21 protein-coding genes are annotated in these 21,209 nt (G+C 61.6%); 10 read left to right on the plus strand and 11 right to left on the minus strand.

Annotated elements, in window-relative coordinates:
• Positions 1–58 precede the first annotated feature (58 nt).
• From ACZK29_RS10975 to ACZK29_RS10985, 3 genes are all read left to right on the plus strand, one after another.
• On the plus strand, positions 59–4,144 hold the full coding sequence (locus ACZK29_RS10975) for a HigA family addiction module antitoxin (RefSeq protein ID WP_478447044.1): 4,086 nt from the start codon (positions 59–61) through the stop codon (positions 4,142–4,144).
• A 71-nt stretch (positions 4,145–4,215) separates the two neighbouring features.
• Entirely contained in the window at positions 4,216–5,946 is a 1,731-nt protein-coding gene (locus ACZK29_RS10980) for an ATP-dependent nuclease (protein ID WP_478447045.1), read from the plus strand.
• The gene (locus ACZK29_RS10985; RefSeq protein ID WP_478447046.1) at positions 5,939–7,360 is read left to right on the plus strand and encodes a UvrD-helicase domain-containing protein; all 1,422 of its coding nucleotides are present in this window, start codon (positions 5,939–5,941) and stop codon (positions 7,358–7,360) included. The genes ACZK29_RS10980 and ACZK29_RS10985 overlap by 8 nt, the downstream gene beginning before the upstream one ends.
• A gap of 343 nt (positions 7,361–7,703) precedes the next feature.
• Here the strand turns inward: ACZK29_RS10985 and ACZK29_RS10990 are convergent, their stop codons facing one another.
• A complete protein-coding gene (locus tag ACZK29_RS10990) occupies positions 7,704–10,844 on the minus strand; it encodes a CHAT domain-containing tetratricopeptide repeat protein (protein WP_478447047.1) in 3,141 nt (1,046 codons plus the stop codon).
• 317 nt (positions 10,845–11,161) lie between these two features.
• On the opposite strand from ACZK29_RS10990, the gene ACZK29_RS10995 reads away from it, so the two are divergent.
• The 3 genes from ACZK29_RS10995 to ACZK29_RS11005 all read left to right on the plus strand — a co-directional run bounded on the left by ACZK29_RS10995 (position 11,162) and on the right by ACZK29_RS11005 (position 13,201).
• Positions 11,162–11,917: a tetratricopeptide repeat protein gene (locus tag ACZK29_RS10995; RefSeq protein ID WP_106548505.1), complete on the plus strand. Its 756-nt coding sequence runs from the start codon at positions 11,162–11,164 to the stop codon at positions 11,915–11,917.
• Positions 11,918–12,373: 456 nt separating this feature from the next.
• Positions 12,374–12,730: a hypothetical protein gene (locus tag ACZK29_RS11000; RefSeq protein ID WP_478447048.1), complete on the plus strand. Its 357-nt coding sequence runs from the start codon at positions 12,374–12,376 to the stop codon at positions 12,728–12,730.
• Complete coding sequence (locus ACZK29_RS11005) at positions 12,731–13,201, plus strand: hypothetical protein (RefSeq protein ID WP_478447049.1); 471 nt, start codon at positions 12,731–12,733, stop codon at positions 13,199–13,201.
• Positions 13,202–13,218: 17 nt separating this feature from the next.
• Here the strand turns inward: ACZK29_RS11005 and ACZK29_RS11010 are convergent, their stop codons facing one another.
• The 3 genes from ACZK29_RS11010 to ACZK29_RS11020 form a co-directional block, all read right to left on the minus strand.
• A complete protein-coding gene (locus tag ACZK29_RS11010) occupies positions 13,219–13,434 on the minus strand; it encodes a hypothetical protein (protein ID WP_478447050.1) in 216 nt (71 codons plus the stop codon).
• A 328-nt stretch (positions 13,435–13,762) separates the two neighbouring features.
• Positions 13,763–14,239: a nuclear transport factor 2 family protein gene (locus tag ACZK29_RS11015; protein WP_478447051.1), complete on the minus strand. Its 477-nt coding sequence runs from the start codon at positions 14,237–14,239 to the stop codon at positions 13,763–13,765.
• A gap of 62 nt (positions 14,240–14,301) precedes the next feature.
• Entirely contained in the window at positions 14,302–14,871 is a 570-nt protein-coding gene (locus ACZK29_RS11020; protein ID WP_478447052.1) for a TetR/AcrR family transcriptional regulator, read from the minus strand.
• Between the two features lie 168 nt (positions 14,872–15,039).
• Between ACZK29_RS11020 and ACZK29_RS11025 the strand changes: the two genes are divergently transcribed.
• Both ACZK29_RS11025 and ACZK29_RS11030 read left to right on the plus strand, forming a co-directional pair.
• Positions 15,040–15,993 (plus strand): alpha/beta fold hydrolase, encoded by a 954-nt coding sequence (locus ACZK29_RS11025; protein WP_478447053.1) that lies wholly within the window; start codon positions 15,040–15,042, stop codon positions 15,991–15,993.
• Between the two features lie 239 nt (positions 15,994–16,232).
• Positions 16,233–16,517 (plus strand): hypothetical protein, encoded by a 285-nt coding sequence (locus ACZK29_RS11030; RefSeq protein WP_478447054.1) that lies wholly within the window; start codon positions 16,233–16,235, stop codon positions 16,515–16,517.
• 13 nt (positions 16,518–16,530) lie between these two features.
• On the opposite strand, the gene ACZK29_RS11035 is transcribed toward ACZK29_RS11030, so the two are convergent.
• Both ACZK29_RS11035 and ACZK29_RS11040 read right to left on the minus strand, forming a co-directional pair.
• Positions 16,531–16,830, minus strand: coding sequence for a hypothetical protein (locus tag ACZK29_RS11035; protein ID WP_478447055.1), 300 nt, complete (start codon positions 16,828–16,830; stop codon positions 16,531–16,533).
• A 590-nt stretch (positions 16,831–17,420) separates the two neighbouring features.
• Positions 17,421–17,636 (minus strand): hypothetical protein, encoded by a 216-nt coding sequence (locus ACZK29_RS11040; protein WP_478447056.1) that lies wholly within the window; start codon positions 17,634–17,636, stop codon positions 17,421–17,423.
• Positions 17,637–17,732: 96 nt separating this feature from the next.
• Between ACZK29_RS11040 and ACZK29_RS11045 the strand changes: the two genes are divergently transcribed.
• Positions 17,733–18,071, plus strand: a complete 339-nt coding sequence (locus tag ACZK29_RS11045; RefSeq protein ID WP_478448635.1) for a hypothetical protein — start codon at positions 17,733–17,735, stop codon at positions 18,069–18,071.
• On the opposite strand, the gene ACZK29_RS11050 is transcribed toward ACZK29_RS11045, so the two are convergent.
• Together ACZK29_RS11050 and ACZK29_RS11055 are read right to left on the minus strand one after the other, a co-directional pair.
• The gene (locus ACZK29_RS11050; RefSeq protein ID WP_258179404.1) at positions 18,068–18,388 is read right to left on the minus strand and encodes a hypothetical protein; all 321 of its coding nucleotides are present in this window, start codon (positions 18,386–18,388) and stop codon (positions 18,068–18,070) included. The two genes, ACZK29_RS11045 and ACZK29_RS11050, sit on opposite strands and share 4 nt — an antisense overlap.
• 130 nt (positions 18,389–18,518) lie before the next feature.
• Positions 18,519–18,872, minus strand: a complete 354-nt coding sequence (locus ACZK29_RS11055) for a hypothetical protein (RefSeq protein ID WP_286075890.1) — start codon at positions 18,870–18,872, stop codon at positions 18,519–18,521.
• A 203-nt stretch (positions 18,873–19,075) separates the two neighbouring features.
• Between ACZK29_RS11055 and ACZK29_RS11060 the strand changes: the two genes are divergently transcribed.
• Positions 19,076–19,471 (plus strand): response regulator, encoded by a 396-nt coding sequence (locus ACZK29_RS11060; RefSeq protein WP_111112693.1) that lies wholly within the window; start codon positions 19,076–19,078, stop codon positions 19,469–19,471.
• Between the two features lie 97 nt (positions 19,472–19,568).
• Here ACZK29_RS11060 and ACZK29_RS11065 read toward each other — a convergent pair whose 3' ends face one another.
• The 3 genes from ACZK29_RS11065 to ACZK29_RS11075 form a co-directional block, all read right to left on the minus strand.
• Positions 19,569–20,018 (minus strand): GNAT family N-acetyltransferase, encoded by a 450-nt coding sequence (locus ACZK29_RS11065; RefSeq protein ID WP_258392071.1) that lies wholly within the window; start codon positions 20,016–20,018, stop codon positions 19,569–19,571.
• 104 nt (positions 20,019–20,122) lie between these two features.
• Positions 20,123–20,524, minus strand: a complete 402-nt coding sequence (locus ACZK29_RS11070) for a Rap1a/Tai family immunity protein (RefSeq protein WP_478447058.1) — start codon at positions 20,522–20,524, stop codon at positions 20,123–20,125.
• A gap of 46 nt (positions 20,525–20,570) precedes the next feature.
• The gene (locus ACZK29_RS11075; RefSeq protein WP_258392069.1) at positions 20,571–21,191 is read right to left on the minus strand and encodes a hypothetical protein; all 621 of its coding nucleotides are present in this window, start codon (positions 21,189–21,191) and stop codon (positions 20,571–20,573) included.
• Positions 21,192–21,209 lie beyond the last annotated feature (18 nt).

The following is a 21,209-nucleotide window of genomic DNA, read 5'->3' on the forward strand; positions in this document are numbered from 1 at the left end:
TGACAAGGATGGAATGCCTGCGTAGCGTGTAACGCGACGCGCTACACAAGGGTCTCCCATGACCGCTGGCCCCCTCCTACCCGATCACATCGGCGAATACATCAAAACCCACATCCTGCCGGGAGACGTGACGATTAAGGCTGCGGCCGAGGTGCTGGGTGTTAGCCGCCCCACGCTGTCGAAGCTGCTCAACGGCAATGCCTCGCTTTCCACCGATATGGCCCTGCGCCTGCAGCGTGCGTTCGGCGCGGACAGCGAAGACCTCCTCAAGATCCAAGCCGAAATCGAGAACGCCCAATCTCGCGACCGACAGGCAGAGATGCCGGTCCGCGCCTACGCACGCAGTTTCCTGCAGATCCGTGCCCACGACATCCAAGCCTGGGCCTCGGGCAGGATCGAACCACGGCAGCAACTAGCCGCGCTGTTGCGTCGTCTGGTGAACACGACCGGCATCGATTTGAGCAAGGTTGATTTCCCCGCGTATGACGACGCCGAGCGCCGAGGCTGGGACGGTTATGTCGAAGCAGGCGCAGCCACGCCGTGGATCCCCATCGGCGTTTCCGGCTGGGAGTTCGGCTGCAATGCCGAGCCGGAGCACAAGGCCCAGTCCGACTACGACGCACGCGCGCGTCATGTTCCGGAAGAAGAACGCAAGAACACCACGTTCGTTTTCGTCACACCGCGGAAGTGGCCCGGCAAGCAGGCATGGGAAAAGGCACGGCGCGCCGAAAAGCAATTCCGCGATGTGCGCGTGTTCGATGCCGTAGATCTGGAACAGTGGTTGGAACAATCGGTCGCCACACAAACCTGGTTCGCAGAATTAATTGGCGCCAGTACCGAAGGCCTGCGTTCGCTTGATAGCTGCTGGAGCCAGTGGGCCGATCCCGCTGAGCCCCGGCTAAGCAAGGAGCTGTTTTCCGGACAGGCCGAAACGGCGAAAGGGATTCTCACAGATTGGCTGCGCGAGCCGACCAGCCGGCCGCTGGTCATCAGCGCCGAATCGAGCGAAGAAGCGCTGGCCTTTCTTCACTGTGCTGCCCAAGCCTTGGACCACGCCACGGCCAGGCTCGACAGCCGCTGCATCGTGGTGGATTCCGCCGCCGCCCTGCAGAAGGTGGTGCGCGCCTCCTCCAACTTCGTCGCGGTTGTCACCTCGCGGGAAGCCGAAGAGGCAATCGCCGGCCTGTACCGGAGCCAGCCCGTCATCCTGATCCGGCCGCGCAGTTCGTTGGACGAACGTGCCGACATCGCGCTCGATGCCTTGGACGACGACTCGTTCCGGAAGGGCATGCAAGCGATGGGCATCGACGAGCACGAGGCCGATCGGCTGGAGCGCGTCTCCGGTCAATACCCCACGATCCTTCGCCGCACGTTATCCACGATTCCTGCCATCCGCCAGCCCGGCTGGAGCCATGATCCGGCACTGGCGTCGCAGATCATTCGCCTGGGTTTGGCAGGCGCTTGGGTCACGACTAAGGCTGCTGACCGTGCGGTGCTGGCGGCACTGTTCGGCACGGACTACGAACGCGTGGAGGAAGTCCTCGCCCACCTGCGGCAGGTGCAGGGAACGCCGATCTGGGAAGCCGGCAACGTCGCCGGCGTGGTCTCGAAGGTCGACATTCTGACGGCCTGCAGTGCTGCCATCACCAAGGGCATGATCGATCGCTTCTTCGATGTCGCTAGGACGGTGCTTTCGGAAACAGATCCCGCGCTGGACTTGCCGGAAGACGAGCAGTGGGCCGCCTCTTTCTATGGCAAGTCGCGCGACCACTCCGGAACCTTGCGCGCCGGCATCTGCGAATCGCTCGTGCTCCTGGCGGTATCCGGCGACAGGCTGTTCGGGCAACGGCTCGGCATCAACTGCCGGGGCAAGGTCGATGCTCTCGTTCGCGCACTTCTGACGCCGTTCAACGAGCGTACTTGGCTCTCCCAACGCCGCGATCTGCAGCATTACGCGGAAGCCTCTCCCGAAGCTTTCCTAGACATCGTCGAGGACGACCTCGCCAGTGAGCTACCCAAGATCCACGCACTGATGGGCTCGGGTGGTAATTCCCTGTTCTCGAGTTGCCCGCGCACAGGGTTGCTGTGGGCGCTGGAGTCGCTGGCTTGGGATCCAGAACGCATGCCTCGGGTCGTGGATATCCTGGCCACGCTCTCCACCATCGAAATTACTGACAACATCAGCAACAAGCCCGAAGCAAGCCTGAAGGCCATTTTTCTCTGGTGGATGCCGCAGACCGCGGCAAACGCACAACAGCGTACTGTTGCGCTCGAGCGGTTGTGCCGCCGGAATCCGAAGATCGGCTGGCGCATATGCCTCGCGCAACTCAACACGCACCATGCCAGCGGCAGTTCGCGACCGCGGTGGCGCAGCGAAGGCATCGGCGCAGGCAGGGCCAACCAGGGAAAGGAGAATCGGGAGTTCCTGATCAAAGCCATCGACCTCGCGATCGACTGGCCGCATCACGACCACCATACGCTGGGCGACTTAGTCGAGCACGTGCACCGGTTTGATGAAGACCGCGCGGATCGATTGTGGTCGGCCATCGCCACATGGCGTGCCTCGGACCCCTCCGAGGAGGACATGGCCGCACTGCGGGAGCGCATCCGGCGTCATGTCGATACCCGTCGCGGCCGGCTGCACAAGATGTCCACTGGCAATCGAGCAAAGTCGCGGGCCGCCTATGAATCGCTCGCACCGCAGGACGTGGTGGTCCGACATCAATGGCTTTTCGCGAACCATTGGGTCGACGAATCCATCGTGGACTTGGAGGACAATAACTACGACTTCCGCAAGCGCGAGGAGCGCATCAGTGCCTTGAGGGTGGCGGCCCTGAACGAAGTATGGGACACGCAGGGATACGAAGGATTCGTTCGCCTGTGCTTTTCTGGAAACGCTGCCACCACTGCCGGATGGTACCTGTCCCACTCCATCATTGATTTCGACACGAGCCTTGAAGTCCTGCTTCGCCTGGTCAAGGACGAGGACGAACCTCATGGGCGGGCGATCGACAGCGCGATCTCGGGCGTGCTCAACGGTCGCGAACAATCCGATCTTGATGCCCTGATGGCCAACGGCATCTTCGCCCTGACCCGGGACGACGATATCGACGGCATCCTTCGCCTGCTGCTGGCCGCGCCCTTCAACGAAGCGACCTGGCGTCACGTCGACGCCCAGGATGTCCCCTTGCGCGAACGATATTGGGCCGGCGTTGTGCCCCGTTGGGAAGGACAGAGCCCCGAGGAGTTTCAGGTCGCCATCACACGGCTGATCGATGTCAAGCGGCCGCGCGCAGCGTTCGATTTCGTGTCGATAGACCTGGAAAAAATCCAACCGCAGGATCTCTACTCGCTTCTGTGGAGCGTAGCGACGATCGGCGACGAACCGGCCGGTACGCATACCCTGTCCGCGCACCGCATCGCGACAGCGATTGGCATGCTGGACGACAGCAAGCAGATCACTGAGGACGCAATGGCCTCGCTTGAGTTCACTTTCATTGACGCCATTGAGCACGCCGAGGCCAAGGCTACGAACCTGGAACGTCAACTGGCCAAGTCACCACTGCTGTACGTGCAGATCCTTTCCTATCTGTACCGGCGCGTCGACGATGGAGAGGATCCCGCCGAGTGGAAGATCCAGAACCAAGAAGTCGCTACTGCGACGGCAAACCGTGCTCATTCCCTGCTCACCCACATCCGATATCTCCCCGGTACCCGAGCGGATGGCAGCGTCGATGAGGCAGCCCTCATCGCGTGGATAGAGGAAGCCCGCCGTCTGGCGAAGGAGTTCGGTCGCCTCGAATCTGCCGACAGGATGATTGGTGAACTTCTATACAGTAAGCAGATCGGCTCCGACGGGGTCTGGCCGTCGGAGCCGATACGCGAGGCACTGGAACATGTTCGTTCCCGAGCGATGGCCGGCGGCATGTCGCTGGCCACATACAACGGTCGCGGTGTGACTTGGCGGGGCGAAGGTGGTCAGCAGGAGCGCGATCTTGCCGCCAGCTACGAACGGCATGCTTCTGCTCTCGCGTACAGCCATCCCTTCGTTTCCCAGATGCTGCAGCAGATCGCTGAATTCTATCAACGCGACGCTGTCCACGAAGATGCCTCCGCGGCCGCGAATCGACGGCTGAGGCGATGAAAGACGACAGGCCTCTGTCGATATGAAGCCTATCTGAGAGAGGCGGAGGTCAATACGGACTAGGAGGGGGAATGGTGCAGATTCGTAAGGTCGAGATCCAAAACTTCAGGTCCATCCGTTCGCTGACCTGGTATCCAGTGGCGGGACTGAACTGCCTGATTGGCCCTGGAGATAGCGGCAAGAGCACGATACTGGATGCCATCGATATCTGTCTGGGCGCCCGGAGGAGCGTGTCGTTCGGGGATACCGACTTTCATCGATTAGATGTCGCTCAGCCCATCCAGATCACGCTGACCCTTGGGGCCTTGCCCGATGCCTTGAAGGATTTGGATTCCTACGGAAACTACCTGCGGGGCTATGACGGAATCACTGGCGCCGTGGAGGAAGAGCCGCGGCAAGATGCCGAGACCGCCTTGGTACTTCGGCTTACCGTTCAGGGTGACCTTGAGCCAGTCTGGACACTTGTCTCGGCCCGTGCGCAGGTGCTGGGCCTGGAACGAAACATCGCATGGAAGGAGCGGGTCGCCTTGGCGCCGGCCCGGCTCGGCACCTACGCCAGCTCCAACTTGTCGTGGAATCGCAATTCCGTCCTCAATCGGCTATCGGAGGAACGCCCCGAGTTGACCGCGGAGCTGGCTCGGGCCGCCCGCGAAGCACGGCTTAACTTCGGCGACCAAGCTGGCGCACAGTTGGGTGATACGTTGCAGACCGTAGCCAAGACGGCGGTAAGCCTTGGTGTCCCCACCGGCGGACCGGTCCAAGCGCTGCTTGATGCCCAAGCGGTCTCGATAGGAGATGGTGCAATCTCCCTGCACGACGCGAGCGGGGTGCCACTGCGTGCTCTTGGCACAGGCTCCTCCAGGCTGTTGGTGGCCGGACTGCAGCGCCAAGCCGCCCAACGAGCATCCATCGTGTTGGTCGATGAGGTGGAGTACGGCCTTGAGCCTCACCGGCTCACGCGGCTACTGAATTCACTGGGTGCTAAGGAAACCCCAGCTCCGTTACAGGTGTTCATGACAACGCATTCGCCAGTTGCAGTGCGTGAGCTCAGTGGATACCAGATATTTGTAGTCCGAAAGTATGCCGACGAAGTGACTTACGTTCAGCAGGTCGGCGGTGGTGATGATGTTCAGAGCACCGTCCGCGTTGACCCTGAGGCATTCCTGGCGCGCAACGTCATCGTATGCGAAGGGGCAAGTGAAGTCGGACTTATACGCGGCTTGGATTGCTACTGGACTACCCACTATGGAAATTCGATGCTGGCGGCAGGCACAGCATATGTGAACGTCGGCGGTGGTGAGCCCGACCGTTGCTTCGTTCGCGGCCTGGCTCTGCGACGTCTGGGGTACCGAGTGCTGGTTCTGGTCGACGCAGATAAGGCGCCGACTGATGCAGTCGTCCAGGCTTATACGCAGCAGGGAGGTGAAACCATGACCTGGCGGCATGGGCGTGCCCTTGAAGACGAGCTATTCCTCAGTCTGCCTGATTTGGCCATTGACGCCTTGCTGCAGCGGGCCGTTGAGCTGCTCGACGAAGAACTGGTGGCCGCCCATATTCAGACGCATTCGCAAGGGGCGATCACACTGGCAGGCATTCGTGAGATGCGCGCTGCCGGCAATCCGTACACCATCGAGGTACGCCAAGCCCTTGGGTTGACGTCGCGCAATCGCAAGAACGGGTGGTTCAAGTCTCTGACCAAGTTCGAAGACCTATCCCGAGATATCGTAGGCCCGCATCTTCAGAACGTAGAAGCAGGCTTTGCCGCCCTGATCAACAGGCTGTATGGGTGGGCGTATGCCTGAACATGACCTGCTGGCCTACCGACTTGGCGCCATAACGGCGCCCGCCGGCTGCGGGAAAACACAGATCATTGCCGACACACTGGTCCGACACACGGGCCCCAAGCCCGTGCTCATCCTTACGCACACCAATGCTGGGGTGACCACGTTGCGGCTCCGCATGCAGCGCGCCCGGATCCCGTCATCGACGTATCGACTCGCCACGCTCGATGGGTTTGCCATGCGCTTGGTGAGTCTTTTCCCAGGTCGCAGCGGTATACCGCCCGAAACCCTCGAGCTGAGAAATCCCGGCGCAGACTATCCCGCCATCCGCTTGGCCGCGCACCGTTTGGCGCAAGGCGAGCACCTCAGCGACACGCTGGCAGCCACGTACAGCCACCTCATCGTCGACGAATACCAAGACTGCAATTTGGTGCAGCATGGCCTGGTCACGGCACTGGCTACCGTGCTGCCGACATGCGTGCTCGGTGACCCGATGCAGGCCATCTTTGGCTTCCGCGGCAACCAGTTGGTCGACTGGAATGCCCAGGTGCTGCAGCAATTTCCTCCAATCGGTGAACTCAACGAGCCCTGGAGGTGGATCAATGCGTGCACCCCGCAGCTCGGCCATTGGTTGCTGGACTGCAGGCGTGTTCTTCAAGCCGACGGCAATGTCGATCTGCGGACGGCGCCGCCCGAGGTCACTTGGGTTCAGTTGGAGCCCGCCATCGCCGATCGACAGCGCCTAACTGCGGCACTGACGCGCTCGGTAACGCCCGATGGCCAAGTCCTGGTCATCGGAGACAGTCGCAATCCCCGTGGACGACGGCAGATGGCCAGCCAGACCCCTGGGGCCACCGCGGTCGAGCCCGTGGATCTCGCGGACCTCACGAGCTTTGGTGTCGCCTTCACTCCGGAAGCGCCCGACGCCGTGAGGCAACTGGTGCAGTTCGCTTCAGAAACTATGACGCAGGTCGGTGCTGCCACACTCCTTCCTAGATTGGACATCCTGCGAAGGGGTGCCGCGCGTACGCCACCAACGCCGGCCGAAACAGCCCTGGCCGCCTTCGCAGCTACGCCGACCTTTCTACTGGCAGCAGACGCGTTGCGTGCATTGGCGCAGCAGGACAATGCGCGAGTGTATCGTCCGGACGTTCTGTATGGCTGCCTGCGCGCTCTGCAGATGGCCGGAGGGGGTAGTTGCGAGTTCTCGGCTGCCACCCAGCGTGAGCGAGAGCGCAACCGTCACGACAGTCGCCCCCTTCCTCGTCGTGCGATTGGCAGCACGCTGCTGCTTAAGGGACTCGAGGCAGAGGTAGCAGTGATACCGTCTCCGGAGAGCATGGATGCACGGCATCTCTACGTCGCGCTGACGCGAGGTTCGAACCGACTCGTTGTGTGCTCGGTTACGCCAGAACTTGTGCCCCAGAGAGGCTGACGCGTAGGACACGCCACAAGCTCCCTTTAAGAAGAGCCGCACTCTCATCAAACAGTTGAACACAAGGCTGCAAGGCCTTGCCCTCCCCTCACCAGCTGACGTTGCCAGATGTCCGCTCTCGACCAACACCTGCCCCCCCTTACCCCCGATAAATCTCCCTAATCCCCTGCCCTCCCCGATGTCCGCTCTCGTCCATAAGATCCGCAAGGCGCGGCCACTTGCGACCGGCACGTCCCTGGCCGGGCAAATTCGCCGGCCAGGGACGCATGCTTCGGGGAGACCAATCAGTCCGGCCGCTATGGACGCCCTCCAGCACCACCGGGTGAACTTTCAAGTCACAAGACTAGGCCCATGTCTGGCAGGGATCGCCATACAGGTTCATTGCCAAAGTCCGAGAAGGATCGCCGCTTATTTCCTTGTTCGTGTCATGGCAGGCCTGAATGGCGGTCTTGCCTGACTTCCAATGCTTCAGGAACTTCGGGGCCCAGCTAGCCGCAACCATGGCTTCAACGGGCCATGGAGAGGCGATGACCGTCGAACACCCCATGGATAGAAGCTGCTTGGCCAAACCACTGGTGGTGTTGGCGTCAGGTACCTTGTCTGAGCGGCCGCCGCTGCAAACAAACAACACTGCCACACGCGAGTTGCGGACAGCTTTTGCGACCACATCCGCCGGGACCTTCAGCGACCCCTCGTCATTCAAGGTATGGAAGTACTTGCCCTCGGGGGACACTTGTCCGTGGGCAGCGATAAACACCAGGTCCGAGCCAGCCAGCTCGGCAGGCGGTTGGTTGCTGGTATCCAATGCCACCCCGTGATCCTCAAACTCCCCCTGCAGATAGCCAAGCAGCACGTTGAGGGTCTGTGACTGATCGCCGGCGTTGGAAATCCAGGCGTTCAGACGCGGCTCGGGGCTAGAAAGTCGTTTGAACGACTCCGCGAGCCAAGCTAGGGACGGTGCCGCACCAACAGGTTGAGAGGCGCCAAAGAAGCCGTCGTCGGTCCAAAGCAGGGTGCTTGGCATCGAACGCAGCTCTGCCTCCATTACGAAAAGGGTAGCGCAAGATGGGAGAGTCTCCCATTTGCACTCGGCCAAGGACCGTTGCATCGCGTCTTCCTTCTGCCAACTCTCGCGCCCTACGTCCTTGCAGTAGTCATACGGGTACGTCCTGGACCAGTATTTGAAGCCTTCGTAGCTGAAAGCAGACTCTTCCACAAGCTTGAACTGACCTGCCTCATACCTAAGCGAGATCAGCTGACCGCGGTTGTCGAAGGCAGCCAGCACCAGAGCTATCCCGCGCTCGCGCAGGTGCTCAGCTACTTCCATAATCTCCGAAGCGGTGCCGAATGCATGAGGGGGCCTCGGATGTTGCGTCCATCCCGGGGCGGCGACGCCACTGTCAGCCAAAAGTTCAAAAGGCAGCAGAAGCTCGCTGGGCTCCACCCGATCGCGTGCGAGTGTCAACACCATCCTGGCGGAGACTATAATTTTTGCTGAATCGTAGGCGGCATCGCTAGCAAACTTTGCCGGTTCTGCTGACCGATAGAACGTCCAAAGGTTGGCAATAGGATTCCCGCTGTCCATCAACGATTCGACGAACGGCTTTGATGAGAAGGCATTGGCAGCCACAACGCTAATCGCTTGAACTGCTTCACTAGGGATGTCAACGTCGAAGGTCTTCGCGAGATTGATAAGCTGTCCAAGCAAGGTCAGCGCCTGGACCCCCTCCTCGCCTCTCTCCAGCGCCTCTTGGGCCGCGGCAGATGCACGCCGGAGAAGATCAGGGAGCTTATGAACATGCGCTTGAACATCGTGCACGAGCATTTCAAGCTCAATCGATAGCCCGATGTGGACCTGCTGATGACGATTTTTGCTGTAGGTCCCGCCAGCCTTCAAAGCGATGTTGGAGGTATCCAGCGCGTGCAGAGCGTGATCAAGAAGCCCCGACTCTCTAAGCAATCTAACCCAGAGATTGATCTCATTGAAGCTAGTCAGCGGTGTCTGCCCGATGTTAGGACCGGCGATGGCGCATACAAAAGCAACCAGACTGGTTCGACGATCCTGAAGGCGACTGTAGACATCGGCCATGGTGAACCATGCAGCTTGGGCCTTCGAACGTGATTCACCACATTGTGAGAGCATCTCATCGCAGAGATCTCGGGCGTGTTGCGGGTATCCAGCGTTGACCAACCTCGTCATTGCAACCCGGAACAACACAGTTGTGAAATCAGGCGCACTTGTGTGGGGGGCTACGCCGCAACCAATAAGAAGCCAGCTCTTCAGGTCATCGACGTCCTCGCCTGACTCAATTTCTATCTCGCCTGAATTCATCAGCTCGCATATGGATGCCATGCACACGTCTGGATCAATCGTGATCAACTCGCTCGGGAGTTTGGTCTTGCCCGGGATGCACGGCTTGCGCTCCCGTATCCATTGCATGCAGGTCTGTGGAATATTGCTTTTCATTAACGCGTCTATCGAACCAGAGGCCGGAAACATCTCTGGCCCCAGGAACAGCCCCCCTTCACCGACGAGGTCGAAGGCAACCGTCAGGATCAGTGGTAGACCAGTGTCACCACTTCGCTCAACAGACAGCAGCTCTATCAAGCCCTGTCGGACGTAGCCTCGCTCGGGTCGCACGGCCAAGTAGCCAACGATCCCCTTGATTATCGTCACAATCTTGGGCTCAACCTGGGAGAACTCAATTGATCCCCTCCTCAGCAGAAATGCGTCGAGAACTGCCAACAGTTCTCTGACTTCCTCATCCTTCTCCGATCCGACAAGGCGAAGTGCGACGTCGATCGCGGCAACGACCTCCCCTCTTGCAAGCAGATATCGAGCAATAGCGAGCGACACCAGGTTGCCCGGTGACTCGTCGGCCAGCTTTACCATTGACTCGATATCAGGTGAGTCTGCATCTGCCAGCTGCTGCAGACGGAAAAGGGTCTCACGGGAATTCATGAACTCAGGGTGGAGTGCCATCGCTGCCTCGGCGAAGCGACCCTCGGCCAACGCCCGCTGCCAGACGAGGTTCTGGACGCCAGTGTAGGAAGGGTGTTCATTAATCATGCGCGACTCGAAATGAGCCTGAAGAACCGCCGCGCCGATTCGCTCAGCGATGCGGGAAGCAATGTACAGCGAGTCCACCGGGAATGCTTCATCGACTACACGGTCCAGGAAGCTCTTCGCATCAGAATCGGCTCCAGCATCTGCACACACATGTGCCAACCGGAGCAGTGCTTCTGGATCGGGGTTAGCCGGAAGCACTAAACGCTTGGCCTCTCTGTACGCTTGCTCCGGCAAGCCGGCGGCGTGCAACATCTGGACGCCTATTATCTTTGTATCAGCCTCACTCGCGAGCCCCAAACTTTCCAAGTGAGCTATCGCCGCTCCCACTTCTCCATTGGCAAGCATTTGGTCGCACCGAGCGAGTCCCTGCTGGATTCTTGGCTCCCAATTTTCGTATGCGTTCTGCTGATTCATAGCGACCTTTCCATCCCTCTGTCCGTGATTCATACGCCATAGTTTATGGCTCCGAAGTGTCTACGGAACCCTAGGCGATTCAGATTGCAGAGATGCAAGGGGTGGGTCCATGCGACATTCCATCCAACAAGCAGGCGAATGCCCGCTTTGAGTCGGGAGCGGCCCTTACCCTACCCCGATAAACATCCCTTATCGCGAGTCGCGCGGCAGGATTTAATTCGATTAACGTGACGCGTCACGCCCATTCACCCCACCCCATTGGCGCCCCACCCCACCCCCACTATAGTTCCAGCCCTCACACGGACGAGGCGGCAAACATGCCCTATATCGGAATCGGACTCCACGTACTGGCAGCCATCTACTTCGCGGTGCACGCCATCCGCTCGGGCCAGAGCCTCTACTGGCTCATCCTGCTCTTCTCGTTCCCGCTGCTCGGCAGCGTCGTCTACTTCCTGGCGATCTACTTCCCGGAAGCCCGCAACTCGCGCGGCGCCCGTCAGGCCATCCGCTCCGCCAAGCAGCTCATGGACCCGGGTCAGGACCTGCGCAACGCTCGCGCCGAACTGGCGCGCACGCCTACCGTGCAGAACCGAGTTCGCCTGGGCATGACGCTGCTGGATGCCGGCCAGGCCGAGGAAGCCAGAACCCTGCTTGAGCAGGCGGCCAGTTCGCCACTGGGCGACGATCCCTACATCCTGACAGGCCTGGCGCGTGCCCGCCTTGATTCCGGGCAGCCCGCGCTCGCGTCTGAAACGCTGGATGGCCTGTTCGCCCGCCACCCGGATGTGCGCCGCAAGCCGGAACAGACCCTGCTTTATGCGCAGGCACTGGCGGCCACCCATGCGCCAGGCACCCGTGCCGCGTTCGAGCGCGCAGTGGAGTGCGGAAACGATGCGGCCGCCCGCTGCCTGTACGCAGAATGGCTGATGGCGCAGCCGCAGCCTGCCGACCGCGAGCAGGCCCGCAGCTTGTTCGCCAGCATCATCGACGACGCACAGCACTGGTCGCGCCACGCGCGCAGCCACAATGCCGCATGGCTGGAGCGGACCAAAGCCGCGTTGAAGGGTTACTGACGCCTGATAGCCCCTGGCAAAACTGTCGCATCCGCCTCCCTTATGGCCCCGGTGGGTGGATGCCGACAGTCCGCGGGCATCCATCGCCAACATCGCCGTTAGCGTTGCAGCGCAAGGATCCGTTCCCGTTGCGCCGAATGCAACGATTCTGAAAATGTTGAAAGTGATGTCGGCATCAGCCTTACTGCATTGGCGTCGCGCACAACCGGGCGTATTCCTTTGCGTGCCACCGGAAACGGGTGGCCGGGATTCGAAACCCCGGTGGTTCGCTGAAGTAAAACGCTTGCCAGCCGGCATCACCCTGTGTGGTGCCGGCTGGCAATCCGTCGGCCGGCTATGGCGGGCGGTGCGTGGAGGCCTTGTGCCTGCCGGTTCAGCGAACACCGGGTTTCGAACCACGCATCGTCCGCCACCTTTATCGGTGGCGGCTTCTGCCTGCACGCAAGGAGCCCAGCCATGACCAAGCCTCACTCCCCTGCCCCGCACCCCATCCACGACGCGCCCGCCAACGGCTCCACGCTGGACCCGAACACGCTCATCGCCCTGCTGCACAGCATCGGTTCCGGCGTCGGCTCCGATGGCCAGCCGTGGCCAGAGCGCCACCAGATGCCCGGCCGGCGATTGGCCCTGGCTGATACGGACTGCTCGCTGGCGGGCCTGCGCGTGGTGCTGGAGATCCTGCTGGCCGCGCAGCGCGCCCGCGAGAATGGCGAGCTAGAGCAATACGTCGGCCCACGGGTGATGGAGGGTCTGATCATGGCCGGATTAGGACTCGCCGCGCACGCCAGCGCGCGCCTGCAGCCGGAGGGCTGAGTGGCGTGGCACCGCTGGGCGGCCGTGGCACTGTGCATCGCCTCATTGGTTGCGGCACAGCGTCAGTTGTCGGCGCGCCCCATGCCCTCGCCTCTCGCGTTCAAGAGCATCTCCGGTGAGCGCTATTCGCAGCTGCGTCGCCAGGCGATCCAGTTCGTCGAGGCACGGCCGAGGCATGGCTTCCAGTTCGTCGAACGGCATGAAGACGGCGCTTTCCAGATTCTCTGCAGAGGCGTTTCGGTGCTGTGGCTGGAGAGGCGCTCTCAGCATTTGCTGATGCAGGCAACACTGGATGTGGAACAGCGAGCGCCCGAAGTTCTGCAGCTACGGGCGCTGCTGCAACGGCAGCTGCAGCCATTGGACTACCTGGAACAAGTGCTTGCTGGCGTGCCGGAGCCCGTTTTGATGGATCGGATGCTGGGGGTTCTCGCTGGTGGAGTACCTGATGGGGCGCGATGTGTGACGGAATAGCCGAGCATGGCTCGGCTCTACAAGGGCGCTACCACGTCCGGTTCGGGTTCTTGCATGGAGCCCTCAAGCAGGGCGACATAAGTGTCCAGGCGGGTGCGCAGGCCGATCAGCATCCAGCCCACCATGTTGGTGCGCAAGGTGCTGACGAACTTGAGTCGCCGCTCGCGCTCGACCCTGGGGAAGCAGCGGAGGTCAGTAATCACGACTTGCCAATGAGCGAACTCAGTGTCCATTTCCTGGGCGTGCGAGAGCCGCGGCTGGCTGAACTGGCGGATACACCCCTGTGGGCCGCAAGAAGGCCGGCCACAACGAAACTACTGAGCTCCACCACGAGGCATGCCGTGACGAACGGAGAAGTAACAGTGAGCGGAACCCATCGATTCGGCCAGCCCCTGCACACGCTGGTAAAGCCAGTGGAATGTCAGTTCTTGCGAATCGGTCTTTGCCAGCGGATCGAATCCGCCCCCTGCCTGCATGTCCATTTCACCCCTGCCCCGGCCGGCGCAGATGCCGGCCGCCCCATCGTACCTGAGCGCGCTTCGGATGGCGCCTCAGCGGGAATCACATACCCAGCTCCGACAACCCCGGGTGATCATCCGGGCGACGCCCCAGCGGCCAATGGAATTTGCGGTCGCTTTCCTTGATCGGTAAGTCGTTGATGCTCGAGAAGCGGCACTGCATCAGGCCGTCCTCTCCGAACTCCCAGTTTTCGTTGCCATAGGAACGGAACCAGTTGCCGGAGTCGTCGTGCCATTCGTACGCGTAGCGAACCGCAATACGGTTCTCGGTAAAGGCCCAGAGCTCCTTGATCAGGCGGTACTCGAGCTCCTTGTTCCATTTGCGTACCAGGAACTGCCGGGCTTCTTCCCGGCCGTTGGTGAACTCGGCACGATTACGCCACTGGGTGTCGAGCGAATAGGCAAGCGACACCTTGTCGGCATCGCGGGAATTCCAGCCATCCTCGGCAAGACGCACTTTCTGGGTGGCCGATTCAAGGGTGAACGGAGGAAGCGGCGGACGGGGTTGTTCAGCGGACACGGGGAGACCTCCAATCGAGATGGATACACGAGTTGCTTCAAACGATCTGGCGTACTCAGGCGCTAGCGCTTGGAATGTTCCAACAACAGCTTCGCGACATCCTTCGCGGTGTCTGCGGCGCTGAAATCACCCATCACGCGCGACAGGGTGATGGCGCCTTCCATCAGGACCAGCAGCTGACGGGCCAATGCCGCCGGCTGCTCCACATCAAGTTGCCCGGCAAGTTCCAGCGTGTAATCGAGCAGCTTCTGCTTGTGGTTCCGCGCGATCTCCCGGATCGGATCGGCAGGGTCGCCGACCTCGCCCGCGGTGTTGATGAACGCGCAACCGCGATAGCCCTCGGACTGGAACCAATCCCTGAGCACGGTGAACATGCCGAGGATGCGTGCTTCCGGGGTATCAGCCTTGTCGCACTCCTGCCGGAACCAGGCCAGCCAACGGACGTCGCGCGCCCTCAGCGCAGCGGCGGCCACGTCGTCCTTGTTCTCGAAGTTGCGGTAAATGCTCTTCCGCGCCACGCCAGAGGTCTTCACCAGCAGGTCCATGCCGGTGGCGTGGATCCCGTTCTGGTAGATCAGTGCCTCGGCCGTGGCCAGGATCTTCTGTTGGGTGTCGGTGGTGGCCTTGCTCATGACCACAAGGTAGAACGCTCATTCTACATCGTCAACAGGCGATGGCAGGCGATTCGTGCGCGCACATCCGTGCAAGACGATCTATCAAGAAATCCGGACGGTGCATCACCCGGACGCCTGATTACGGGCGCAAAGTACGCCTCACCACCCACCCATGAGAGTTCCCGCATGAATGCCTTCGCCCGCTCACTGGCCATTGCCACCCTCGCCCTTTCGCTCCAGGCCGGCCTGTCCGCGCAGGCCGCCGAACCGGCCAGGCCGGCGGCGGTCACCGCCATCGCGCGCACCGCCAGCTACATCACCACCGCCGACGGCGTGCAGCTCTACTACAAGGACTGGGGTCCGAAGGACGGCCCGGTCGTGACCTTCAGCCACGGCTGGCCGTTGAACTCGGACAGCTGGGAATCGCAGATGCTCTTCCTGGCCAATCATGGCTACCGCGTGATCGCGCATGACCGTCGTGGTCACGGTCGCTCCAGCCAGCCGTGGGACGGCAACGATATGGATCACTACGCCGATGACCTGGCCACGGTGATCAATACGCTGGACCTGCACGATGTCACCCTGGTGGGTTTCTCTACCGGTGGCGGCGAGGTGGCGCGCTACATCGGCCGGCATGGCACCGGGCGAGTTAAGAAGGCCGTGCTGATCAGCTCGGTGCCGCCGTTCATGCTGAAGACCGCCGACAACCCCAACGGCCTGCCGATCGAAGTGTTCGATGGCATCCGCAAGGCACAGTTGGATAACCGCGCGCAGCTCTACAAGGACATCCCGTCGGGCCCGTTCTACGGCTTCAACCGCCCGGGCGCGAAGGTGTCGCAGGGGCTGATCGATGCGTGGTGGGCGCAGGGCATGCAGGGCGGCCACAAGAACACCTACGATTCGATCGCCGCGTTCTCGGCCACCGATTTCCGCGCGGACCTGAAGAAGTTCGATGTGCCCACGCTGGTCATCCACGGTGACGACGACCAGATCGTGCCGATCGATATCTCAGGTCGCCAATCGGCAAAGCTCATCAAGGGCGCCAGGCTGATTGTCTACCCGGGTGCACCGCATGGCCTGACCGACACCCACAAGGACAGGGTCAACCAGGACCTGCTGACGTTCCTGCAGGAAAAGTGAGTGACCGGGGGGCTCCGTTGGGATGGCGGAGCCCTTCCTGCCCAGAAGCAGGGCCGGCGCCGGATGAGCTTCGGCTGCCACGTCAGTGAACGATTGCGGCCGTGGGATTTCAGGCCAACGATGGAGCGCGTTCCGCACTTTGATGAAGGGTTAACCTCCAACGGAGGACACTGCGCCCTCACGGCTCTTCTCCGGCGCAGAATCCTTTGCTCCCGTGTCCAGCCTCAGACGACACGGCCATGCATCCTCCCAATGCCTTCCGGATCCACGCTATCCTGCCCCTTCTTGCGCGCAATGGCGCAATCGTTCGCCTTGATCAGTTGCGATCAACCTGCAAGAGCTGCGGCCTGCGTTCTTCGATGACCGAGGACGCCGGCATTCAGTCGAGTCCATTGGGCACGACGCTCACCTGCCCTGCATGCGGTGCAACAGGGCTGATGGACGAGGTGGAGATATGGCACCACTGGCTTGAGCAGTGCCGCCGTGAACGGATGATGGCGCTCTTTGATCCAAAGCCAGACTGACGAGCGCCGCGCCTCAGCCTTCGCCCGGACGCCGCCCCGCCAGGCTGCCCATCGTGAAGGCGAAGCCGGCCTCTTCCAGCAGCGCTCTCATGCGCAGCTCCACGCGCCTGGGTGAAAGAAGGCTGTTGGGCGCGTACAAGGCATAGACGTACCCGGCGCCGGCGATGATTTCGCGGCGCACGGCGCAGTCGTTGGATTCAGCCGCCTCGGACCAGACAGACATCAGCCTCGCGGGGCTGATGGACTGCCCGTTGCGAAGGCGAAAGAACAGCCAGCGCACTCCCAGGGACTGGGTTGGATTCAACCTAGCCACTGCGAGCCTCCATTGCGCCGGAAGAGATCCCTGAGAACTTCAGGATCCAATCGTGGGTGCTCGTCCTTTGAAGATCGCGGAAGGTCGATGCGCGCGGCACCCTTCACCAGTGCAGGCAGATCGGACTGAAGGTCGATCCACCATCCCGCGGGCAGCCGGAGCCCCGTGCCCGTTCTATCGTAGATGCAGATCGGAAAAGTCATCGCGTTGCTCCTGAATGACTTGAGCATACGCTTGCGCGATGTCAGGTCCGGATGCGACGCCTAGGGAGATGCCGCATCGACGCGCTTTGCGCATTCGAACACGTGTGCTTCGTCCTGCTGGACCCTGCGGAATGAGTCCAGCCAGCTGAATGCTGCGCCGCGATTGTGAATCATGTCGCCGAGCCTTCCGGTCAGGCATCGTGCGCATTCCATCCCGCCAGGGCTGGGTGCGTGGCAGCAACGGCATTGCGCCATTGTCGTGGTTCTCTCCGGACGACATTGGTACATGATCTTGGTCATCAGACTGATCGCCTGGCTCTGCGATGACATGCACGCTCCCTGTCTGCAACGGAAGCAGCCGCGCGGCGCGCGGCCCCTCCCTCTTTCTCAGCGGCGTGTATCGCCGCCGAGACCGCCTTTCTTCTCATCCGCTGGCTTTGGGCTCTCGCGATCCTTGTTGTCCTGCTGCTGTTGCTGTCCCTGCTTGCCAGGCTCCTCCCCTCCGGGCTCGCCCCCCTCGACCTGCCCCTGCTGTGCGGGCTGTTCTTCTTCAGAAGAAGCATTGGAGCGGTCATTCCTGTTCTGTTCGGGGACGCTGTTCATTTCGATTCTCCGCCGCAGCAAGTCTGCTGCCGATTGACTGTGGGCGTGTCGCCGTTACGGGAACGTACGGGGAAGCGCCCCATATGAACGACTGTCATGAACAGGCTCGCAGCAACAAGTGTGTACAGTGAGGTTTCAAAAAGGGGTAACGCCATGATCCAGGGAAGAAGCAGGCACCTTGTCGACGTCGAGCGCGAGCTGGCCCACTGGAAAGTCGCGTTCAACCTGGGCGCCCTGCCCGCGATGAGCTTCCGCTACGAAGTGGCGCCGGTTATCCGGCTTGCCTGCGATATCTATGTGAGAGATCCGCACGGCACCCGGTCGGCATGGATCGACGATCTGCACGGCAGGCTTGCGAAGCGATCGAGCCTGCGCGGCCACCCTGGGGCAGCAGAGATCGCCGATCGATGCTGGTCCCTGCTTGGCTGCGCCTAGGCGCGGCCAGCCGCGTGATTCCGCTCGCGCATCAACTCATCATTCAGTACGTGGACAATGGAGATCACCGCGTCGGCAAGTCCACGGGAATCGCTGATGGATCCGTAGAAATAGATCCTGGCGCCTTCAATGCGAACATCCGCCAGCTGGAGCTGGGACGCCAGGGCTCTGCACTTGATGAGGAACATCTCTGTCCAGCGGGCGCCTGGCGCCAGATCCAGCAGCGCGGTGATGGCCTCGTCGGTGGATGCGTCTACACGCTCGTGCAGCAACGGGACATCGAAGCCGACGATTCTTGGGAGCATGGAAGCGTTCACCTGAACATCCTCTCGCTGATGGGCGCTGCGAGCACTGGCCACAATACAACGGATTGCCCCGTGGGAGTGGGCGGCCCGCTCTGCCACGGGTGACCGTCGATGCGCTACGCATGAGCGCGCCCATCTGGAATCAATGGCCAACCTGAGCGTCAACCGTGCAGGCATGCCGCGCGTCCGCCACCGGAATGCGTGAGCGCGACGTACTGACCATTGCCTGCGGCATTTCAAGCGCCTGCACCACCCGATGCTGCGCACGATGCTCGCTGCCCTCGACGCCCACGATGTAAACGAAACGTCCGTCGAACTTGGCTTGTGTGCCCTCGAAGAGATCGTCGGCCTGTAGTGCCCGCTTCAATGACTTCATCCACGCCCGTTCAGGGATGCGGTCCAGCTCTACCACGACGGCAGCGCCTCCGCAGTCCAGGGGCATGCACTCCACACGCAGTACACGTGGCGAAGCGGGGTTGGCGTGGGATCGGCGCATGGCGGACACTCCAGTGCAGGGGACGGCGGCAGTATCCATAGCGCTCGCCAAGACGCCGTCAACACATCCCGTGGCACCTTCCACACGACGTGGACGGCATCGAGAGGCGGGGCCGCTTCGACACCGGGCTGACAACCCACACGCGTCGCGTTGATGCAGCACAGGACACACTGCAGCTCCGATGGCAACGCAGGCATGTGCCAATGCAACCCGATATGAACCAGCGGAATCGATACAGTCTGCTGCTGGTGGAAGACCAACTGGACCTTGTTGCCCTCATGGAACAGGCGCTTGAAGAGGGCGGTGGCCAGGTAACACACGCCTACAGCGTGTTCGATGCATTGGGGCTGCTGGATACGCAGCGATTCGACGGTGCCGTTCTGGATGTGGAGCTTCGTGACGGTGTGGTTTTCCCCGTCGCCGATCGCCTGGCTGAACTCGGCATCCCCTATCTGTTCGTTTCTGCGGTGTACGACCAGCTGGTGCCGCTGCGCCATCGACGCGCCACCTTCGTTGCCAAGCCTTTCCATGTCGAGCGATTGCGGGAGGCCGTGCAGCGTGTGATGGGAAACGACGGCGCACCACCCATCACTCACTGATCCCCGCTAACCAGCACGGCACGCCTTCGAAGGGCGTGCTGCCTCTGCTATGGTCGCCTGAGTCCTTCGGCGATCCGAAGCGCGGCGGATACGGCAATCAAGGATGAATGGCGAAGATGAAGAAATCATCATCGCGCTGCCATCCGAGACCTTCATAGAGCGCCTGGGCAGCCGCGTTGTCCTTCGCCGTCTGCAGCTCGATGCGCGCTGCGCCGCGTCCTCGTGCCTCTTCAACGGCGTTGATCATGAGTGTGCGGGCAACACCAGTACGACGTGCTGGTCTGTCGACGTAAAGATCATAGAGTACAAAGCTTGGGCGTGCGCTGATGGAGTCGAACAGCGGGTACAGCTGGGTGAACCCGACAAGGCCGCCCCCATCTGCCTCGGCCACCAGTACAAGCGAAGAGCCTTCTGACAGGCGTGCATGCATGAATTGCCTTGCCAATGGCAGGTCTGCGGGCTGCTCGTAGAACTGGCGATACCTGTCGAACAGCATAGCGACCTGTTCAAGATCTTCCGCGCTCGCCAATCGTGTGCGTGTCTTCACTGTTTCGGCTCCAGCTTCAGGCGGAACAGAGAGGGCTCCACGAAGGGCGCGGACCTCTCCGCGGAGGAGGCCGACACACTTCGGGCATTACTGGGTCATGCCCCTCAATCACAGGGAAAGGCCGCCCTCAGGCCATCGACGACCAAGGGTGCAGCATCCTGCTGCAGTCTCCCCTGGGGCAGCTGTCGAAGATGTGAAGCGACCCGGTCAACCAACTCGTGCGGGAGAATCCGGCCTTGGCCACACCACTGGGCGTGGCTGGCATCGGCAACGCCCTGGATATAGACGCTGGCGCGAGCGCTGGACAGGCTTCGGCACTGATCGCCGTCGCAGAAGCCATCAGCGCCTTTGCCCTGCAGCAGGGTAATGAGTTCGGCTCCACTGACAAGCCAGGTGCGTGCCGGTTGCGTTGTTCCGGCAAGGGCGGATCCCGCCAGGACGCAGAGGCCCAGTGCGAGGAGCCAACGCATGCCGCGGCGCGCGTGGGGGGCGTGATGTCCTTTCATGTCGGGGTCCTTGGTGGTCGTCTCTGCGGGTTCCACGCAGCGAGGGTCAAAGTCGATCGAGCTGGTTGCGCGGATGAAACTCCGGGTCGTCCTGGTCTTCCAGCATGGCCTCCACCAATGTCTCGAAGGATGCGGTGGCGGTATCCAGGTCCGTGGAAGACAGGAAGCTGGATTCGCCGTGGCCTACCAGCGCAATCGCGGCAATGGTCTCCCGCTCATCGTCCTCGGCCCAGAGATAGTCGTGGATCAGCGCCACCCCCTGGTCACCTGCCTTCAGGAAGTCGGCGGCGCTTCGTGCCACAGCAAGAAACGCGATGAGATCGTAGAGGCTTTCCGAATAGGTCAGCGATCCTGCAACAAAGTGCGTGCTGCTGCGGTCATAGGCGGCAACCTGGATGTTCTCAGCCTGTGCAGAGGCCAGGAAAGCGTTCAATGCGGCGCGATTGTCGGGGTAGCGGGCCAGCAGCGCCTGGCAGTCCGCAAGCAGGTGATGCAACGCCTCGTCGCTTGAAGAGGCCAGGTATTCACCGTTGCCCAGCAGCCACTGCCCGGCGATGCATCGCCAGTCGGACCATCGGGATGCTGCGGGCACGGGCGCGGCCAGCCATCTGGAGAGATCTTCGGGGCACAGCTGCAGGCGGAGCAGCGCTGAATAAGGCTCTGACATAGCGATCCCCCATCGTGT

Source organism: Stenotrophomonas sp. 89682_Sma (genome assembly GCF_056481405.1).